Annotated in this window: 16 protein-coding genes and 1 tRNA gene; 2 read left to right on the top strand and 15 right to left on the bottom strand. The window is 35.4% G+C overall.

Annotated elements, in window-relative coordinates; translation table 11 throughout:
* The first annotated feature begins 162 nt into the window (after nucleotides 1-162).
* Nucleotides 163-236, top strand: a tRNA-Arg gene (locus tag CBF31_RS05720).
* A 90-nt stretch (nucleotides 237-326) separates the two neighbouring features.
* On the opposite strand, the gene CBF31_RS05725 is transcribed toward CBF31_RS05720, so the two are convergent.
* The 14 genes from CBF31_RS05725 to CBF31_RS05790 all read right to left on the bottom strand — a co-directional run bounded on the left by CBF31_RS05725 (nucleotide 327) and on the right by CBF31_RS05790 (nucleotide 11886).
* Nucleotides 327-590 (bottom strand): hypothetical protein, encoded by a 264-nt coding sequence (locus CBF31_RS05725; RefSeq protein WP_126831433.1) that lies wholly within the window; start codon nucleotides 588-590, stop codon nucleotides 327-329.
* A gap of 153 nt (nucleotides 591-743) precedes the next feature.
* The gene (locus CBF31_RS05730) at nucleotides 744-1427 is read right to left on the bottom strand and encodes an O-methyltransferase (RefSeq protein ID WP_126831434.1); all 684 of its coding nucleotides are present in this window, start codon (nucleotides 1425-1427) and stop codon (nucleotides 744-746) included.
* Nucleotides 1428-1446: 19 nt separating this feature from the next.
* Nucleotides 1447-1749, bottom strand: coding sequence for a nucleoside triphosphate pyrophosphohydrolase family protein (locus tag CBF31_RS05735; RefSeq protein WP_126831435.1), 303 nt, complete (start codon nucleotides 1747-1749; stop codon nucleotides 1447-1449).
* 26 nt (nucleotides 1750-1775) lie between these two features.
* Nucleotides 1776-2366 (bottom strand): ribosome biogenesis GTP-binding protein YihA/YsxC, encoded by a 591-nt coding sequence (yihA, locus tag CBF31_RS05740; RefSeq protein ID WP_126831436.1) that lies wholly within the window; start codon nucleotides 2364-2366, stop codon nucleotides 1776-1778.
* 139 nt (nucleotides 2367-2505) lie between these two features.
* Nucleotides 2506-3741, bottom strand: coding sequence for an ATP-dependent Clp protease ATP-binding subunit ClpX (gene clpX / locus CBF31_RS05745; protein ID WP_126831437.1), 1236 nt, complete (start codon nucleotides 3739-3741; stop codon nucleotides 2506-2508).
* A 150-nt stretch (nucleotides 3742-3891) separates the two neighbouring features.
* Entirely contained in the window at nucleotides 3892-5172 is a 1281-nt protein-coding gene (gene tig, locus CBF31_RS05750) for a trigger factor (RefSeq protein WP_126831438.1), read from the bottom strand.
* Between the two features lie 124 nt (nucleotides 5173-5296).
* Complete coding sequence (locus tag CBF31_RS05755; protein ID WP_126831439.1) at nucleotides 5297-6244, bottom strand: hypothetical protein; 948 nt, start codon at nucleotides 6242-6244, stop codon at nucleotides 5297-5299.
* Between the two features lie 23 nt (nucleotides 6245-6267).
* Entirely contained in the window at nucleotides 6268-7065 is a 798-nt protein-coding gene (locus CBF31_RS05760) for an RDD family protein (RefSeq protein ID WP_245977931.1), read from the bottom strand.
* A 1-nt stretch (nucleotide 7066) separates the two neighbouring features.
* Complete coding sequence (gene sppA, locus CBF31_RS05765) at nucleotides 7067-8071, bottom strand: signal peptide peptidase SppA (protein WP_126831440.1); 1005 nt, start codon at nucleotides 8069-8071, stop codon at nucleotides 7067-7069.
* Nucleotides 8072-8172: 101 nt separating this feature from the next.
* Nucleotides 8173-8406 carry a YkuJ family protein gene (locus CBF31_RS05770; protein WP_126831441.1) on the bottom strand — a complete coding sequence of 78 codons (234 nt, stop codon included), beginning with the start codon at nucleotides 8404-8406 and terminating at the stop codon, nucleotides 8173-8175.
* Between the two features lie 137 nt (nucleotides 8407-8543).
* Nucleotides 8544-9416 carry an NAD(P)-dependent oxidoreductase gene (locus CBF31_RS05775; RefSeq protein WP_342775175.1) on the bottom strand — a complete coding sequence of 291 codons (873 nt, stop codon included), beginning with the start codon at nucleotides 9414-9416 and terminating at the stop codon, nucleotides 8544-8546.
* A 123-nt stretch (nucleotides 9417-9539) separates the two neighbouring features.
* Nucleotides 9540-11261 (bottom strand): phosphoenolpyruvate--protein phosphotransferase, encoded by a 1722-nt coding sequence (gene ptsP / locus CBF31_RS05780; protein WP_126831443.1) that lies wholly within the window; start codon nucleotides 11259-11261, stop codon nucleotides 9540-9542.
* Entirely contained in the window at nucleotides 11261-11527 is a 267-nt protein-coding gene (locus tag CBF31_RS05785; protein ID WP_126831444.1) for a phosphocarrier protein HPr, read from the bottom strand. Before CBF31_RS05785 ends, ptsP begins: the two co-directional genes overlap by 1 nt.
* Before the next feature lie 167 nt (nucleotides 11528-11694).
* Nucleotides 11695-11886, bottom strand: a complete 192-nt coding sequence (locus tag CBF31_RS05790) for a hypothetical protein (RefSeq protein ID WP_126831445.1) — start codon at nucleotides 11884-11886, stop codon at nucleotides 11695-11697.
* Between the two features lie 224 nt (nucleotides 11887-12110).
* Here CBF31_RS05790 and CBF31_RS05795 point away from each other — a divergent pair, with 224 nt between their 5' ends.
* The gene (locus CBF31_RS05795) at nucleotides 12111-12419 is read left to right on the top strand and encodes a DUF1827 family protein (protein ID WP_342775172.1); all 309 of its coding nucleotides are present in this window, start codon (nucleotides 12111-12113) and stop codon (nucleotides 12417-12419) included.
* Nucleotides 12420-12494: 75 nt separating this feature from the next.
* On the opposite strand, the gene CBF31_RS05800 is transcribed toward CBF31_RS05795, so the two are convergent.
* A complete protein-coding gene (locus CBF31_RS05800; protein WP_126831446.1) occupies nucleotides 12495-14072 on the bottom strand; it encodes a peptide chain release factor 3 in 1578 nt (525 codons plus the stop codon).
* Nucleotides 14073-14609 lie beyond the last annotated feature (537 nt).

Raw genomic sequence — 14609 nt, forward strand, 5'->3', positions numbered from 1 at the left:
TATTTGTCTAGACTACTATTTATTTAAAATTTGCCTATTAACCCTAATTTTTTAGAATAAAAAACATATTAATTCTAACTAGTGGATAAAAGCAACTTTTTTTATTCAAGCTATTGACTTATACACTATATACTTATATAATAAGTTTGTTCGGTAAAAAACGTCATAGTAGCTCAGCCGGATAGAGCATCCGCCTTCTAAGCGGACGGTCGGGGGTTCGAATCCCTCCTGTGACATAACGTTAAAAAGAGTAAGTAATCTCTAGATTACTTACTCTTTTTTTGTACTTAAAATCAATAAAAAAAGATAAGATGCGATGATACACCTTATCTATAACAATTTCCACCTCTATTATTTTTTATATCACCTACAGCATTATTATTCATCATTTGACCTCTTCTTGATACACGTTTCTCTCTATTTAATGACCACTCATCATTAGATGTTCTGCCACAATATCTTTCGTGATGTTGACCAACACCACCATCAAAGTCTGATTCTCCCGAATTAAAACTGCTCGCTGAACTTACTACAGCAAAAGCTGCTAAGCCAACTACTACTGATACACCTAGAATAACTATTTTTTTCATACACTTAGCTCCTCTTTACACTTTTTTATTACATGTTTATGGTATAACACTAATCCTTACAGCACAATAGAACTCACTATTGTTTCAAATAAGCTTCACAAGCTAGTCAAACAGTCATTAAATAATCACATTTTCAAAAAAAAAGGTTGCCTTTTACAAGGAAACCTTTTCGTTATCTTTAGTAATTAATAACACGCCATCACCCAATGGGACTAGACTCGCAGTTAGATCTGGCGAAGCCATAACACGGTCAAATAGTTCATTTAATTTTCGGTGTATCGCACGTTGACTTCTATGAATTTCTTCAATCGGTTGAAAAATTGTTCCACCTTGAAGAACATCATCAATCATAATAACACCACCTGTTTTTAAAACACGTAAACAGTCTGGTAAAAATTCGATGTATTTTGATTTAGCACTGTCCATAAAAATAAAATCATATGGCCCTTCTAAAGTAGGTAAAATATCAGCCGCTTGACCTTCAAGCAACGTTACTTTATCAGTAATACCTTGCTTTTCAAAATTAGCTTTTGCTTTTTCAATCATGACATCAAAACGATCAATCGTTGTAACATGACCATCATCACCAACAAATTCGTTCATTAAACTAGCTGAGAAACCAATCGCTGTCCCGATTTCTAAAATATTTTTTGGTTTTAATTGACCTAACAAAAACTGCATAAATACAACTGTTTCATGAGGAATAACAGGTACACCATTTTCATTTGCAACTTTTTGAAGATCTCCTACAGGACCAGTTAACTGTTTTTGACCTTTACGCATAAAATCAATAACCTCTTGTTTAACAACAGGCATATTCATCATTCTATTTTGCATTTATTCTCAAACTCCTATACTAATCTCTCTTTTTTTCAAAGCGTTCAGGATATCTTTCTTGTAACATTGTTATATTTTGCTTTGCAACCTCTTCAAATGGAATATCAGCCCACTCAGAAATTTGAGAAAGATACCATAAAACATCACCCATCTCTTTTATCAAAGCCTCTTTAGTTAAATCATAATGGTCAAATGTATATTTTTGAATTAGTTCTAAAACTTCTCCTGTCTCACTAGCTAAACCTAATGCACATTTAGTTAAAACTTGCTCATCTCCCGCTAACGATTGATTAGCTAACCCTTGATACTCATTAAATTCCATAACTGACTCATCCTTATCTTATAAAATTAATCTAAGTCTAAATATTTTTCAATAACTTCCCAAGCTTCTTCCTTACCTTTTTTTGTCTCAGATGAGAACAAAATAAAGTCATCGTTATTATCAAAATCTAACGCTTTTTTGACAATAGACTCATGCTTATTCCACTTACCTTTTGGCACCTTATCTGCTTTCGTTGCAACAACAATAGCTGGGATATCGTAGAATTTTAAAAACTGATACATTTGAACATCCTCAACACTAGGTTTATGACGAATATCTACTAAACAAATAACAGCTTGTAGCTGATCTCTTTGCGTTAGATATGTTTCAATCATCGCGCCCCATTTGGCACGTTCAGTTTTTGATACTTTAGCATAGCCATAACCTGGAACATCTACAAAATGAAATTTATCTTCAATAATATAGAAGTTTAACGTCTGTGTTTTTCCTGGTTTACTAGATGTTCTAGCTAAATTTTTTCTGTTAATTAATGTATTGATAAAAGAAGATTTACCAACATTCGAACGACCCGCTAAGGCGATTTCCGGAATATCGACTTCCGGGTATTGTTTTGGTGCAACGGCACTAATCACGATATCTGCATTATGTACTTTCATTATGACACTCCTTGTGACCCGTTCTTTACAATCTAACTTTTGAACAGGTTCCTTTTCTAAATCTTTATCTATTTTAGCATACTTATAACGCTCACACTACTGATGTAACAAATAAAAAAACAGAGAGCTAGCTCCCTGTTTATTTTTTATCTTTTAAGATCAGTTCAGGATTTTCTCCCGTTTCAACCGTATGTTCTGTGATAATTACTTTTTCAATATCATCACGCATCGGAATTTCATACATAATATCAAGCATGATATGCTCAATAATAGAGCGTAAACCACGAGCCCCTGTATTACGTTCAATTGCTTGTTTAGCAATTAATTCTAATGCTTCAGGTTTGAATTCTAATTCAGTCTCATCTAATGACAATAATTTTTTATATTGTTTAACAAGAGCATTTTTAGGCTCTGTTAAAATACGAACTAGATCAGCTACCGTTAATTTTTCTAAAGCTGTCATTACAGGTAAGCGACCAATAAATTCTGGAATAAGTCCAAATTTCAATAAGTCTTCTGGAATAATAGCCTGCATGATACTTTCTTCTTCATCAAGCTTAGTATTGCTTGTTCCGAAACCAATTACTTTTTCACCTAAACGTTCTTTAACGATCGTTTCAATACCGTCAAAAGCGCCACCTACGATGAATAAGATATTAGTCGTATCAATTTGAATTAACTCTTGTTGCGGGTGCTTACGTCCGCCTTGAGGTGGTACGCTAGCAACAGTACCTTCTAAAATTTTAAGCAAAGCTTGTTGCACACCTTCACCAGATACATCACGAGTAATTGAAACATTTTCACCCTTACGAGCAATCTTATCAATTTCATCGATGTAAATGATACCTTTTTGAGCACGTTCAACATTAAAGTCAGCTGATTGTAAAAGTTTAAGTAAGATATTTTCAACATCTTCTCCAACATAACCCGCTTCAGTTAAACTTGTCGCATCCGCAATCGCAAACGGCACATTTAACGTACGTGCTAAGGTTTGAGCTAGAAATGTTTTACCTGAACCTGTTGGTCCAATCAAACAAATATTACTTTTTTGAAGTTCTACACCATCTTCTGACACTTCTTCACTGCTTACACGTTTGTAGTGATTATATACTGCAACTGATAAAGTCTTTTTAGCTCTATCTTGACCGACCACATAATCATTTAATGCATTAACGATTTCATTAGGTTTAAGTACATCTAAATCTTCTGGAATGGACTCTTCACGAAACTCTTCATCAATAATTTCTTTACATAAGTCAATACATTCATTACAAATATAAATACCAGGACCTGCTACAACTTTCTTCACTTCATCTTGATTTTTACCACAAAATGAACATCTAACAGTTCCTGCTTCGTCTGTATTATCGTACATTGTTACCCTCCTACCTATCAGAAAACAGCATTCTTGATCACTATTTCCATTTGATTAATTTTAACATAAAACTAAAAATAGTTTTAGTTTTATGCAATTTAAGATAAAAAAGAGCAAAGGGGATACCTTCGCTCTTACTAGTTTTGATTATTAAGCTTCTTTAGCAGTTTCAGTGATCACGTCTAAAGCTTTTTTCAATACGATATCATGTTTTAACATGTCGTCTGATAAAACTTTACGAACAGCATCTTCTTCCATTGCGTAAGTTTCAGCTAATGTTGAAATTTCTTTAGCTAGATCTTCTTCGTTAGCTTCAAATTTTTCAGCAGCAGCGATTGCTTCGATAACTAAGTTAGTTTTAACACGAACTTCAGCTTCACCTTCAAATTGTTTATGTAAGTCAGCTTCAGTAGTACCAGTTAATTGGTAGTACATTTCTGGTTGGATACCTTGACGTTGCATGTTGTTTAAGAATTCTTCCATAGCGCGGTGTACTTCAGCATGAATCATTTCACCTGGTAGGTCAACGATTTCAGCGTTATCAACAGCTTGTTGGATAGCTAATTCTTGAACAGCTTCTTTAGCAGCATTTAATTTGCTTACTTCTAAATCAGTACGGATTTTAGCTTTTAAGTCAGCTAATGTTTCAACTGAATCATCAACATCTTTAGCAAATTCGTCATCTAATTTTGGTAATTCTTTTGATTTAACTTCGTGAACAGTAACTTCAAAGACAGCTTCTGCTCCAGCTAAATCAGCTGAATGATATTCTTCAGGGAAAGTTACTTTAACTTCTACTGATTCGCCAGCTTTAGCGCCAACTAATTGTTCTTCGAAACCTGGGATGAATGATGATGAACCTAACTCTAATGAGTAGTTTTCAGCAGATCCGCCGTCAAATGCAACGCCGTCTTTCATACCTTTGTAGTCGATAACAACAGTATCGCCATTAGCTGCTGCAGTTTCTTTTAAAACTAATTCAGCTAAACCAGCTTGTTTAGAAGCGATAGCTTCATCAACTTCAGCGTCAGTTACTTCAGTATTTTGTTTTTCAACTGTTAAGTTTTTGTATTCACCTAATTTAACTTCAGGTTTCATCGTTACAACAGCTGAGATAACCCAGTTAGAGTCAGCTTCCATTTTTTCGATGTTGATTTGTGGTTGAACAACTGGTTCAACACCTGCTTCAGCGATAGCTTTTTCGTAAGCTGCTGGTAATAAAGCATTTAATGTATCTTCGTATAATGATGCTTCACCATACATTTTGTTAAACATTTGGCGAGAGATTTTACCTTTACGGAAACCAGGCGCTGAGATGTTTTTCTTAACTTTATTAAATGTGTTAGTTAATTCTTGTGCTACTAATTCTTTTTCAATTTCAAATGTTAATACACCATCGTTGGTGCCTTTCTTTTCAAACTTGGCAGTCATATTATATTACCCTCCAGAAATTTTTTCTTATTCACAATTCTATCAATTGCATACCCCACAATAGTACACTATTGTAGGGTAAAAGTAAACAATATTACAACAAATACTCCCTAAAAACAAGGGGTTATTGCATGATTTTCACTAATTCTTTTTGAATCAACTCTAACAACTCTTTATTTTTATCAAAAGCCTCACTCGTTTGCTCTTCTTCTGTAAATTCAACTTCTAAATAGCTAGCTAATAGTTGTTTCACCCACAAGGATACATCCGTTATCCAAGCATCTGCAAAAGGATACATCACACTAAAGTTCACTCTTAACTCTTCCATCATTTGCGTTTGAAAGACTTCTTCATACTCTTCTAATTGCTTACTTAACAATTCTTTTGCTTGGAGATAAGTCGCTTGCTCACCAGGTGCTGTTAGTTCACTAATATCGACTGTACACTGTTCGCCGAAAATCGTAATAATTTCATACTCTTCCGCTGCACAAATAGCAACAACAGATTCTAAAAGTGATTGCCTTAAAAGTAAAGGTAGTTCATCGTTAATCAATAACTCTTTAACCACATCTATATAATCTGCTTTAGGTAGTTTCTCTAATAACTTCAAAGTTCCCATTTGTTGATAAAAAGGTTGGACTTTTATGTCACGCCCCTCTGCTTTATACGCAGTTATCTTATCTGGATTAAACATACTATATTGCTCTTCACTTGTACTCACTAATCTCAACAACTCATCTTCATTTGCTATACGTGTTCTATTTTTCTTAATCATTTTACGACTCTTGATAAACTCCTGATTGCCTAATAATAATTTGATATAAGTTTCAAAAAGCTCATCTTCTTCAAAGTACCCTTGGAGCATCTCTTCGCAGATCCCTAACGCCTCTTGAAACTTGCCTTCAGCCATCAGTAAATTTACTATTTTAGTATTAGCTTCAAAATCAGGTTGTAAATTATAAGCCTCTTCATATAAAGTAAGTGCCTCATCTTTTTTACCTGTCTCTTCAGCATCTTTTGCCATTGTCATATAACCTTCAAAATTTTTCGGGAATTCTATCCTGTCTCCCATAATTGTTCATCCTTCCAAACATCCTATTTAATTTGGCCATTATAAGCCTTTAATGTATTTATCGTTACAACACTAGTATCACTGAACAAATCACCAATATGTTGCTTTCTTGATGTAAATGCCGCTACTATATAGCCTAACATTAATGGTCCTATTTGCAAAATAAAACGACAAGCGCCTTCCCTAACTATAATTGTCGACCAGCTCAACTCTTTTTCGGTAAAACTTACAACTTTCAAACCAAATATCATCTTTCCGATAGTTTGACCGTTGGTGTACTTTGTCATTAGTACAAAATAAGCGAGATAAATAACTCCAGATACAAAGCCGACCATCATAGCATTTAAAGCCACGACTGTCGATAGTACACCTAAAATAAGACTTGTTATACTCCCAATACACATCGTATCTACGCAAAATGCCCAAAATCTCATCCAAAATCCAGCGTAAAAATAAAGAGGAAAATCATGATACTGACGTATAGGTTCTTGCTCCTCTTCCGATTGAGTAAGATGCCCCCACTCATTACCATTTTCTTTTCTTAATTCAGATAATTCCGTTTCACTTTTCTCATCGTTATGATTATGAATAAAAAAATCTGTTGCTTCACTCTTTTGAAACGTTTTTTTCGGTTCTGATTGTTCAATGATTTTAGTAGTATCTAGACTCATCTCGTCCAATTCTTCTTTAGAAGACTGTTCCGCCACTTCTTCTTTTTTCATCTCTTGTTCTTGTTTCCACGTTTCTAAATCTTGTTCTGATGGAAAGTCAGGCAATGACGATTTTTTTTCTTCTTGAAACTCATCATGTTTATCAGTCAACCTACTCACCTCCGTACTGGTACATCAAGCGAGGTGCTTCTGCTGCACTACTATTTTTAACTAATGAACCCATATCTACTTTTTGATTAACAAAAAACTTTTTAACACTTGCACCTAACCAATTTTTATTTAGATAGCTTGGTAATAAATTACTCGATGCCTCATATTCAACAACCGAAGCATCCTTTAGTTTTTTATCTTGACGTAACGCTTCTAACGCTTGATCTGGAAAACCAATTTCATCTACTAAACCATTTTCTAACGCTTGCGTCCCATCATAAATACGTCCGTCAGCAATTTTCTTCACGTCTTCAACAGACATGCCTCGTCCTTCAGAAATCAAATTAACAAAACGATTGTAAGAGGTGTCTACCATCCCTTGCAGTACATCGCGGTCTTTCTCTGTCCATTTTCGTGTAGATGACCCTATATCTTTTAACTCACCACTTTTAACTGATTCATCTTTAACACCTAGCTTATCAAGCAAACCTGACATGTTTAAGCCTGACATAATAACCCCAATTGAGCCCGTCATTGTTTCTTCTGTTGCAAATATTTTATCTGCCTTAGCGGAGATATAATAACCACCACTTGCTGCCATATTTTTCATCGAAACATACACTGGCAATTTGCGTTCTTTTTGCAGATGAGTTAACGCACGAGAAATTTCCGCACTTTCATAAACGCCTCCACCTGGAGAATTAACTTCTAACAAAATACCTTTAACACTGTCATCTTCTTCTATTTTCTTTAAGGCAGCCATAAAGACCTCATGGTTATACCCTTCACTCCCAAAAAGTCCAGAATCTTCTGAAGGTCCTATTTCTCCCTCTACTTTAAGGCGTGCAATTTTTCTATCCAAAGAGCGCTCCTTTACTACAACTTCTGCTACACCATCTTCAGCTAAAACATTTTTGACTGTGTCATCATTTGAACCAAACGGAAAGACACTTACAACTAAAAGTGCTAGTGCTATTCCCATGGCTACCCATCTTTTCTTTGTCATACTTTTCCCTCACTTTTATTAATTTCAAAAAAAGGACCTGAAGATTTACTTCAGATCCTTTAACAAATTATTAACCATCCATCTTTAGACAGTTGTTCACTTTAAGCTTGTAATAATTCGTATATTTCCATCCCAACTAAATCAATATCATCAAATTGGTATACTTGACGAGTATCAGTCTCAGTTAGTTCGAACATCTCAGCAGATGAATCAAAAGTTACAGTACAACGTTCGTTGCCTTCTCGCTCGAAACGACGTACTTGAATTTCATTGTCTGTTGCTTCAGTCATAGCTTCTAATCTTTTAATAATAGCCACTAATTGTGAGTTTTTCATAGGGCAAGCCTCCTTCAATATCACTTCCTGTTATATTGTATCAGACAATTAGATAACATGCACCGAAAAAATGTGAATTTTAAGTTATTTTTTATTAACTTTTTTTACGATTAAGTCCGATACCTTACAAACAGGTTTTATTTATCCCACCACAGCTTTATTAAGGCTTGCGTTCCATCATTTTCATGTCCTTCAGCCATCAGTTTTTCATATAGTTCCTTCGCTTTTTCTGTTGCAGGTAATGAAATCCCCATCTTGTCTGCTTCATCTAACGCAATTTTTAAATCTTTTACAAAATGCTTAACAAAAAAACCAGCTGAATAGTCTTCTTTTAGGATACGCGGGGCATAATTGGTAAGCGACCAGTTTGCAGCACTCCCGCCACCAACAGTATCCAATACTTTTTCAAGGTCTAACCCCGCTTCTTTAGCATATACAAGCAATTCAGTCATACCTGTCATTGTTCCTGCAATCATAATTTGATTCGCCATTTTTGTGTGTTGTCCCGCTCCAGCTTCGCCTTGCAAGTTAACTTTAGCACCAAAGACAGAAAGGACTTCTTCTATTTCATCATAGGCTTTTGCATCGCCACCCACCATAATTGTCAGGGTACCATTTTTAGCTCCCAAATCGCCACCTGAAACTGGTGCGTCTAATGCTACTGCATCTTCTTTTGCTGCATACTCCGCTATTTTTTTAGCTAGAGCCGGTGTGCTTGTTGTCATGTCTACAATTATTTTACCTTTAACCTCTGACTTAAAAATACCCATTTCGCCAAAGTAAATTTCTTCTACATCTGAGGGATAGCCTACCATTGAAAAAATAAGGTCACTTTTTTCAGTTACTTCTTGAGGTGTTTCTGCCCATGTTGCACCTAACGCCACTAACTCATCAGTTTTACTCTTAGTACGATTATATACCGTTACAGTGTAGTCTGCTTTCAGTAAATACTTAACTATTGATGCACCCATAACGCCTGTTCCAATAAATCCAATTTTCTTCATCTCTATCCCTCCAACTTTCTTTTAGTATTGAGTCAATTATACCCTTTTTGCCTCTCAATCCCCAAACCTTATGTTCATTTTTCGAAAAATAAAAACACACCTAAGAAATCTCAGGTGTGTTTAAAAGTATTATTTAGTGTATGCTTCAACTAAAGCAACAACTTCATCAGCAGTATCACATTCATTGATTGCTTTATCTGCTAATTCAGCCATTTTAGCTGAATCTAAACGTTTCATTAAGCTACGAGTCTTAAGAACACTTGTTGCGCTCATTGAGAACTCATCTAACCCTAAACCAACTAACAGTGGAACTGCAGTTTGGTCGCCGGCCATCTCGCCACACATACCTGCCCATTTACCTTCAGCATGCGCTGCATCGATAACGTTTTTAAGTAAACGTAAAATCGCTGGGTTATAAGGTTGGTATAAGTATGAAACGCGTTCGTTCATACGGTCAGCAGCCATTGTATATTGAATTAAATCGTTCGTACCAACACTGAAGAAGTCAACTTCTTTAGCGAATTTGTCCGCGATTACAGCAGCAGCTGGAATCTCGATCATGATACCTACTTGAATATCTTCAGCAACAGCAACGCCTTCTGATACTAATTTAGCTTTTTCTTCTTCTAACATTGCTTTAGCACTTCTGAATTCAGGAAGTGTTGCAATCATAGGGAACATGATGCGTAATTGACCATGAACAGACGCACGTAATAACGCACGTAACTGTGTACGGAACATAGCATCTTCAGCTAAACAGATACGAATCGCACGGTATCCAAGGAATGGATTCATTTCATGCGGTAATGTTAAGTAAGGTAATTCTTTATCCCCACCGATGTCCATTGTACGAACAACAACAGGTTTTCCATTCATACCTTCTAAAACAGCTTTATAAGCTTCGTATTGTGCATCTTCCGTAGGGAAGTCTGGAGAATCCATGTATAAGAATTCAGTACGGTATAACCCAACAGCTTCAGCGCCATTTCCGTTAACACCATCTAAATCTTTTGGAGTTCCAATATTAGCAGCTAATTCGATGTGTTTACCATCTGCTGTCACTGTTTGAGCGTCTTTCAACTTATCCCATTCAGCTTTAAGAGCGGCAAATTCTTCACCTTTTTTAGCTACTGCAGCTTTTTCTTCATCCGTTGGGTTGATGAATGTTTCACCGTCAATACCATTGACAGCTAACATTGTTCCATCTTCAACTTTTGAAGTAATCTCCATTGTTCCAACAATTGCTGGAATTTCAAGAGAACGAGCCATAATAGCAGAGTGAGACGTACGTCCCCCAATATCAGTAACAAACGCTTTAACATAACGACGGTCTAATTGAGCCGTGTCACTTGGTGTTAAGTCATGAGCCACAACAACAACTTCTTCATCAATCATTGATGGGTTAGGCAATTTAACGCCTAATAAATGACTTAATACACGTTTAGTTACATCTTTAATATCAGCAGCACGTTCTTGCATGTAAGGATTATCTTCCATAGCTTCGAACATACCGATAAACATATCCGTTACTTCTTTTAAACCTGATTCAGCATTGATTTTGTTATCACGAATACTTGATTCGATACTACCAATCATTTCTGGATCAGATAAAACCATTAAATGTGCGTCAAAAACTTGCGCTTCTTCTTCACCTAATGTTTCAGCTGCTTTATTACGAATAGCTTGAAGTTCTTCAGTAGATTTAGCAAGCGCATCTGCAAGACGAGCTACTTCACCTTCTGAATCTTCAACGGTTTTTTTTGCGAATGTTAAATCAGGTTGTACAAGCATATAAGCTTTGGCAACCGCTACGCCATCACTTGCTGCAATCCCTTTTAATAATTCTGACATTATGCAGACAGACCTTCTTTAGTCATTGTGTCAGCAATCGCTGTCATAGCTTCTGCTTCGTCAGCACCTTCAGTAGTGATAGTTACGTCAGCACCTTGGCCAACACCTAAAGACATAACGCCCATGATAGATTTAAGGTTAACTGATTTACCTTTGTACTCTAAGTTAATATCAGAGTTAAATTTGCTAGCTGTTTGAACTAATAAAGTTGCAGGACGAGCGTGGATCCCAGTATCAGCAATAATGTTAAAGTTTTTTGTTTCCATAATTATCATTCTCCCTTGAGTGTTTTTTAATGAATCAGAGTTTCCATAACAGTTATTTGACCATAGACAAATTAAAGTTAGGGTACTCTTTCTCCAATAAAGATTACCATTTTTTTTTGATTCTTACAACAGTTTTATATTCAAAGCGCCATATGTTAAATGAAACTTTATTTTTCACCTGTAGGATTAGGTATATATCTATAAATAACACTGCCTCCTAAACACGCTTCTCCTACTATTTCTTTGCGTTTCGGATGTGCTAACCATGCCGTTCTGCACAGTAAAAAATGATCTCGATCAATGACCAACTCTTTTATTTCTCCAGAAACTAATCGGTCTATCTCCGCTTGATAATCCAAGTTATACCCTCCTCTTCTATCTCTTTTTACTACACTGTCATATTACCATACTTTAGTTATTTTACTGAGTAAAATGTCCCTTTTAAAAATTGTGAATTTTAATTGTCTAAATCAAGTATATTCTTTGAAGTTTCTTTAAGAAAGCGTTATACTTTAATTATAAAATAACAAGAATTTTTAATCACAATCTACAAGTGATTAGTAAATACTTTCGTGAGGTGAGCATGATGAAATTGATTGACGTAACAAACAGCTATCCTGATTTAGTTAGCCAACAACTTGCAAATACAGATGCCAACTTTATCAAGGTCTACAGTATTGGAAAAACTTCAGTAATTTACACAGAAGCACCACGACATAAGGAAATCCTTATTACGAACCGAACTCGTAATATTAACCAATCAGAAATTGACACTGTTTTACGTCGCTTAGTAAAAGACGTAAATGACCGTCAAAACTTAAATATGATTAAACTACATGGGATTGTAGAAATGTCTATCCCGGTTACACCAGATTCTGCTGTAGTTTCATAACTAGAGGTTACTTTATTTTAGATTAATTCAATTAAAAATTTATAAAAAGACCTTCCCGGTGGAAGGTCTTTTTTCTTATAATAATGCTTTTAGTTCAACCTCTGGATACTTATCAGCAAACCAACGCATTGCAAATTGATTTTCAAATAAGAATAGAGGCTGATCGTAACGGTCTTTAACCAAGATATTACGACTTGAACTCATACGTTCATCTAAATCTTCTTCGTTAATCCAACGTGCTGTTTTGTTCCCCATTGGCGTTAAAATAACTTCAGTGTTGTATTCATTTAACATACGGTGTTGGAAGACTTCGAATTGAAGTTGACCTACCGCACCAATAATATAATCTTCGGTTAGAATTGTTTTATAAAGTTGAATGGCACCTTCTTGAACCAATTGATCCATCCCTTTGTGGAATGATTTTTGTTTCATCACATTTTTAGCTGTTACTTTCATAAACAACTCTGGTGTAAATTGTGGTAGCTCTTCATAAGCGACTTTCATTTTACCAGAATATAACGTATCACCAATTTGATAGTTACCTGTATCATAAAGACCGATAATATCTCCTGCTACAGCACTTTCAACTGTTTCACGACTATCTGCCATAAACTGAGTTGAATTTGTTAATTTGAATTTTTTACCAGTACGCTCTAAGAATACATCCATACCACGTTCAAATTCACCTGAACACACACGAATAAACGCAATACGATCTCGGTGAGCTGGATTCATGTTGGCTTGAATTTTGAAAACAAAACCTGAAAATTCTTCTTCATAAGGACTAACTGTTTCTTCAGCCATCGTTTTATGTGCTGATGGTTTTGGTGCAAACTGTAAGAATGTTTCTAAGAATGTTTGAACCCCAAAGTTCGTTAAGGCTGAACCAAAGAATACAGGTGTTAATTTTCCTTCTGCAATACGTTCTTCAGAAAATTCATTTCCCGCTTCTGTTAATAATTCAACATCTTCCATAGCTTGAGTATAAACACTGTCTTTATGTAAAGGATGATCTGTTGGGATATCACCATCTTCATTTAATTCAATGAAACGTTCGCCGTCATATTTATCAGGACGGTGTAATTCTACACGTTTGTGATAGACATCGTATAACCCTTCTAGTCCTTTACCCATACCGATAGGCCAGTTCATTGGATAAGATTCAATCTCAAGAACTTCTTCTAATTCAGCTAGTAAATCTAATGGCTCGCGACCATCACGGTCTAGTTTATTCATAAATGTAAAAATTGGAATACCGCGCATGCGACAAACTTGGAATAATTTCTTCGTTTGCGCCTCGATACCTTTAGCACTATCGACTACCATGACAGCAGCATCAACGGCCATAAGCGTACGGTAAGTATCTTCTGAGAAATCCTCATGTCCTGGTGTATCCAAGATGTTTACGCGTTTGCCATCGTAATCAAATTGCATCACTGAACTTGTTACAGAGATACCACGTTGCTTCTCAATTTCCATCCAATCTGATTTAGCAAAGTTACCTGTTTTTTTACCTTTTACTGTGCCGGCTTGACGAATCGCGCCACCGAATAAAAGTAATTGTTCTGTAATGGTTGTTTTCCCCGCATCGGGATGGGAAATGATCGCAAAGGTACGACGACTATCTACCGCTTCTTTTAAATTTAAACTCATTAGTTTGCTCCTCTTATTTAAACACTTAATTAAGTGCTAATCTATTTATTTAGCGTCCCTCTCACTATCAGGAACTTATGGTCATCTAACTACTAACTCTCAAAAAAAAAGACACTATGGTCTTCATTTATTTCATAAGTATAGCATGATAGCTAATCGGAATAAAGATATAGTCTCTTGATTTTTAATTATTTCAACTATTATTATTCTATGAAGCAAGCTATTTTCACATATACACCAAACTATTATTAAATAGGTAGTAACTAATTATCTGATGACCTATAGAACGAAAAATGCCTTTTTATTGTGGATAGCTTTTAAACTTACTAACAAAATCACCCTTTTACACACAAACTTATACCCACCTCTGTATAAATGCCTTATTTTGTGGGTAATTTCCTCCACAACCCTCTTTATTTCTCAAAATAATAAATAGTTATGCACAATTTACTTATAAATCCATCAGTTAATCATTTTTTAATGACTTATCCCCAACCAATTTAAACCTCACCGCTCATTCAAACTCTCAAACTATGC

Origin of the sequence: Vagococcus fessus, from assembly GCF_003987565.1 — a bacterium.
GTDB lineage: Bacteria > Bacillota > Bacilli > Lactobacillales > Vagococcaceae > Vagococcus_D > Vagococcus_D fessus.

What these genes read in the sequence shown, in the direction of transcription:
- CBF31_RS05725 (WP_126831433.1), bottom strand. Translation starts at nt 590, where the DNA reads ATGAAAAAAATAGTTATTCTAGGTGTATCAGTAGTAGTTGGCTTAGCA.
- CBF31_RS05730 (WP_126831434.1), bottom strand. Translation starts at nt 1,427, where the DNA reads ATGCAAAATAGAATGATGAATATGCCTGTTGTTAAACAAGAGGTTATT.
- CBF31_RS05735 (WP_126831435.1), bottom strand. Translation starts at nt 1,749, where the DNA reads ATGGAATTTAATGAGTATCAAGGGTTAGCTAATCAATCGTTAGCGGGA.
- yihA (WP_126831436.1), bottom strand. Translation starts at nt 2,366, where the DNA reads ATGAAAGTACATAATGCAGATATCGTGATTAGTGCCGTTGCACCAAAA.
- clpX (WP_126831437.1), bottom strand. Translation starts at nt 3,741, where the DNA reads ATGTACGATAATACAGACGAAGCAGGAACTGTTAGATGTTCATTTTGT.
- tig (WP_126831438.1), bottom strand. Translation starts at nt 5,172, where the DNA reads ATGACTGCCAAGTTTGAAAAGAAAGGCACCAACGATGGTGTATTAACA.
- CBF31_RS05755 (WP_126831439.1), bottom strand. Translation starts at nt 6,244, where the DNA reads ATGGGAGACAGGATAGAATTCCCGAAAAATTTTGAAGGTTATATGACA.
- sppA (WP_126831440.1), bottom strand. Translation starts at nt 8,071, where the DNA reads ATGACAAAGAAAAGATGGGTAGCCATGGGAATAGCACTAGCACTTTTA.
- CBF31_RS05770 (WP_126831441.1), bottom strand. Translation starts at nt 8,406, where the DNA reads ATGAAAAACTCACAATTAGTGGCTATTATTAAAAGATTAGAAGCTATG.
- ptsP (WP_126831443.1), bottom strand. Translation starts at nt 11,261, where the DNA reads ATGTCAGAATTATTAAAAGGGATTGCAGCAAGTGATGGCGTAGCGGTT.
- CBF31_RS05785 (WP_126831444.1), bottom strand. Translation starts at nt 11,527, where the DNA reads ATGGAAACAAAAAACTTTAACATTATTGCTGATACTGGGATCCACGCT.
- CBF31_RS05795 (WP_342775172.1), top strand. Translation starts at nt 12,111, where the DNA reads ATGATGAAATTGATTGACGTAACAAACAGCTATCCTGATTTAGTTAGC.
- CBF31_RS05800 (WP_126831446.1), bottom strand. Translation starts at nt 14,072, where the DNA reads ATGAGTTTAAATTTAAAAGAAGCGGTAGATAGTCGTCGTACCTTTGCG.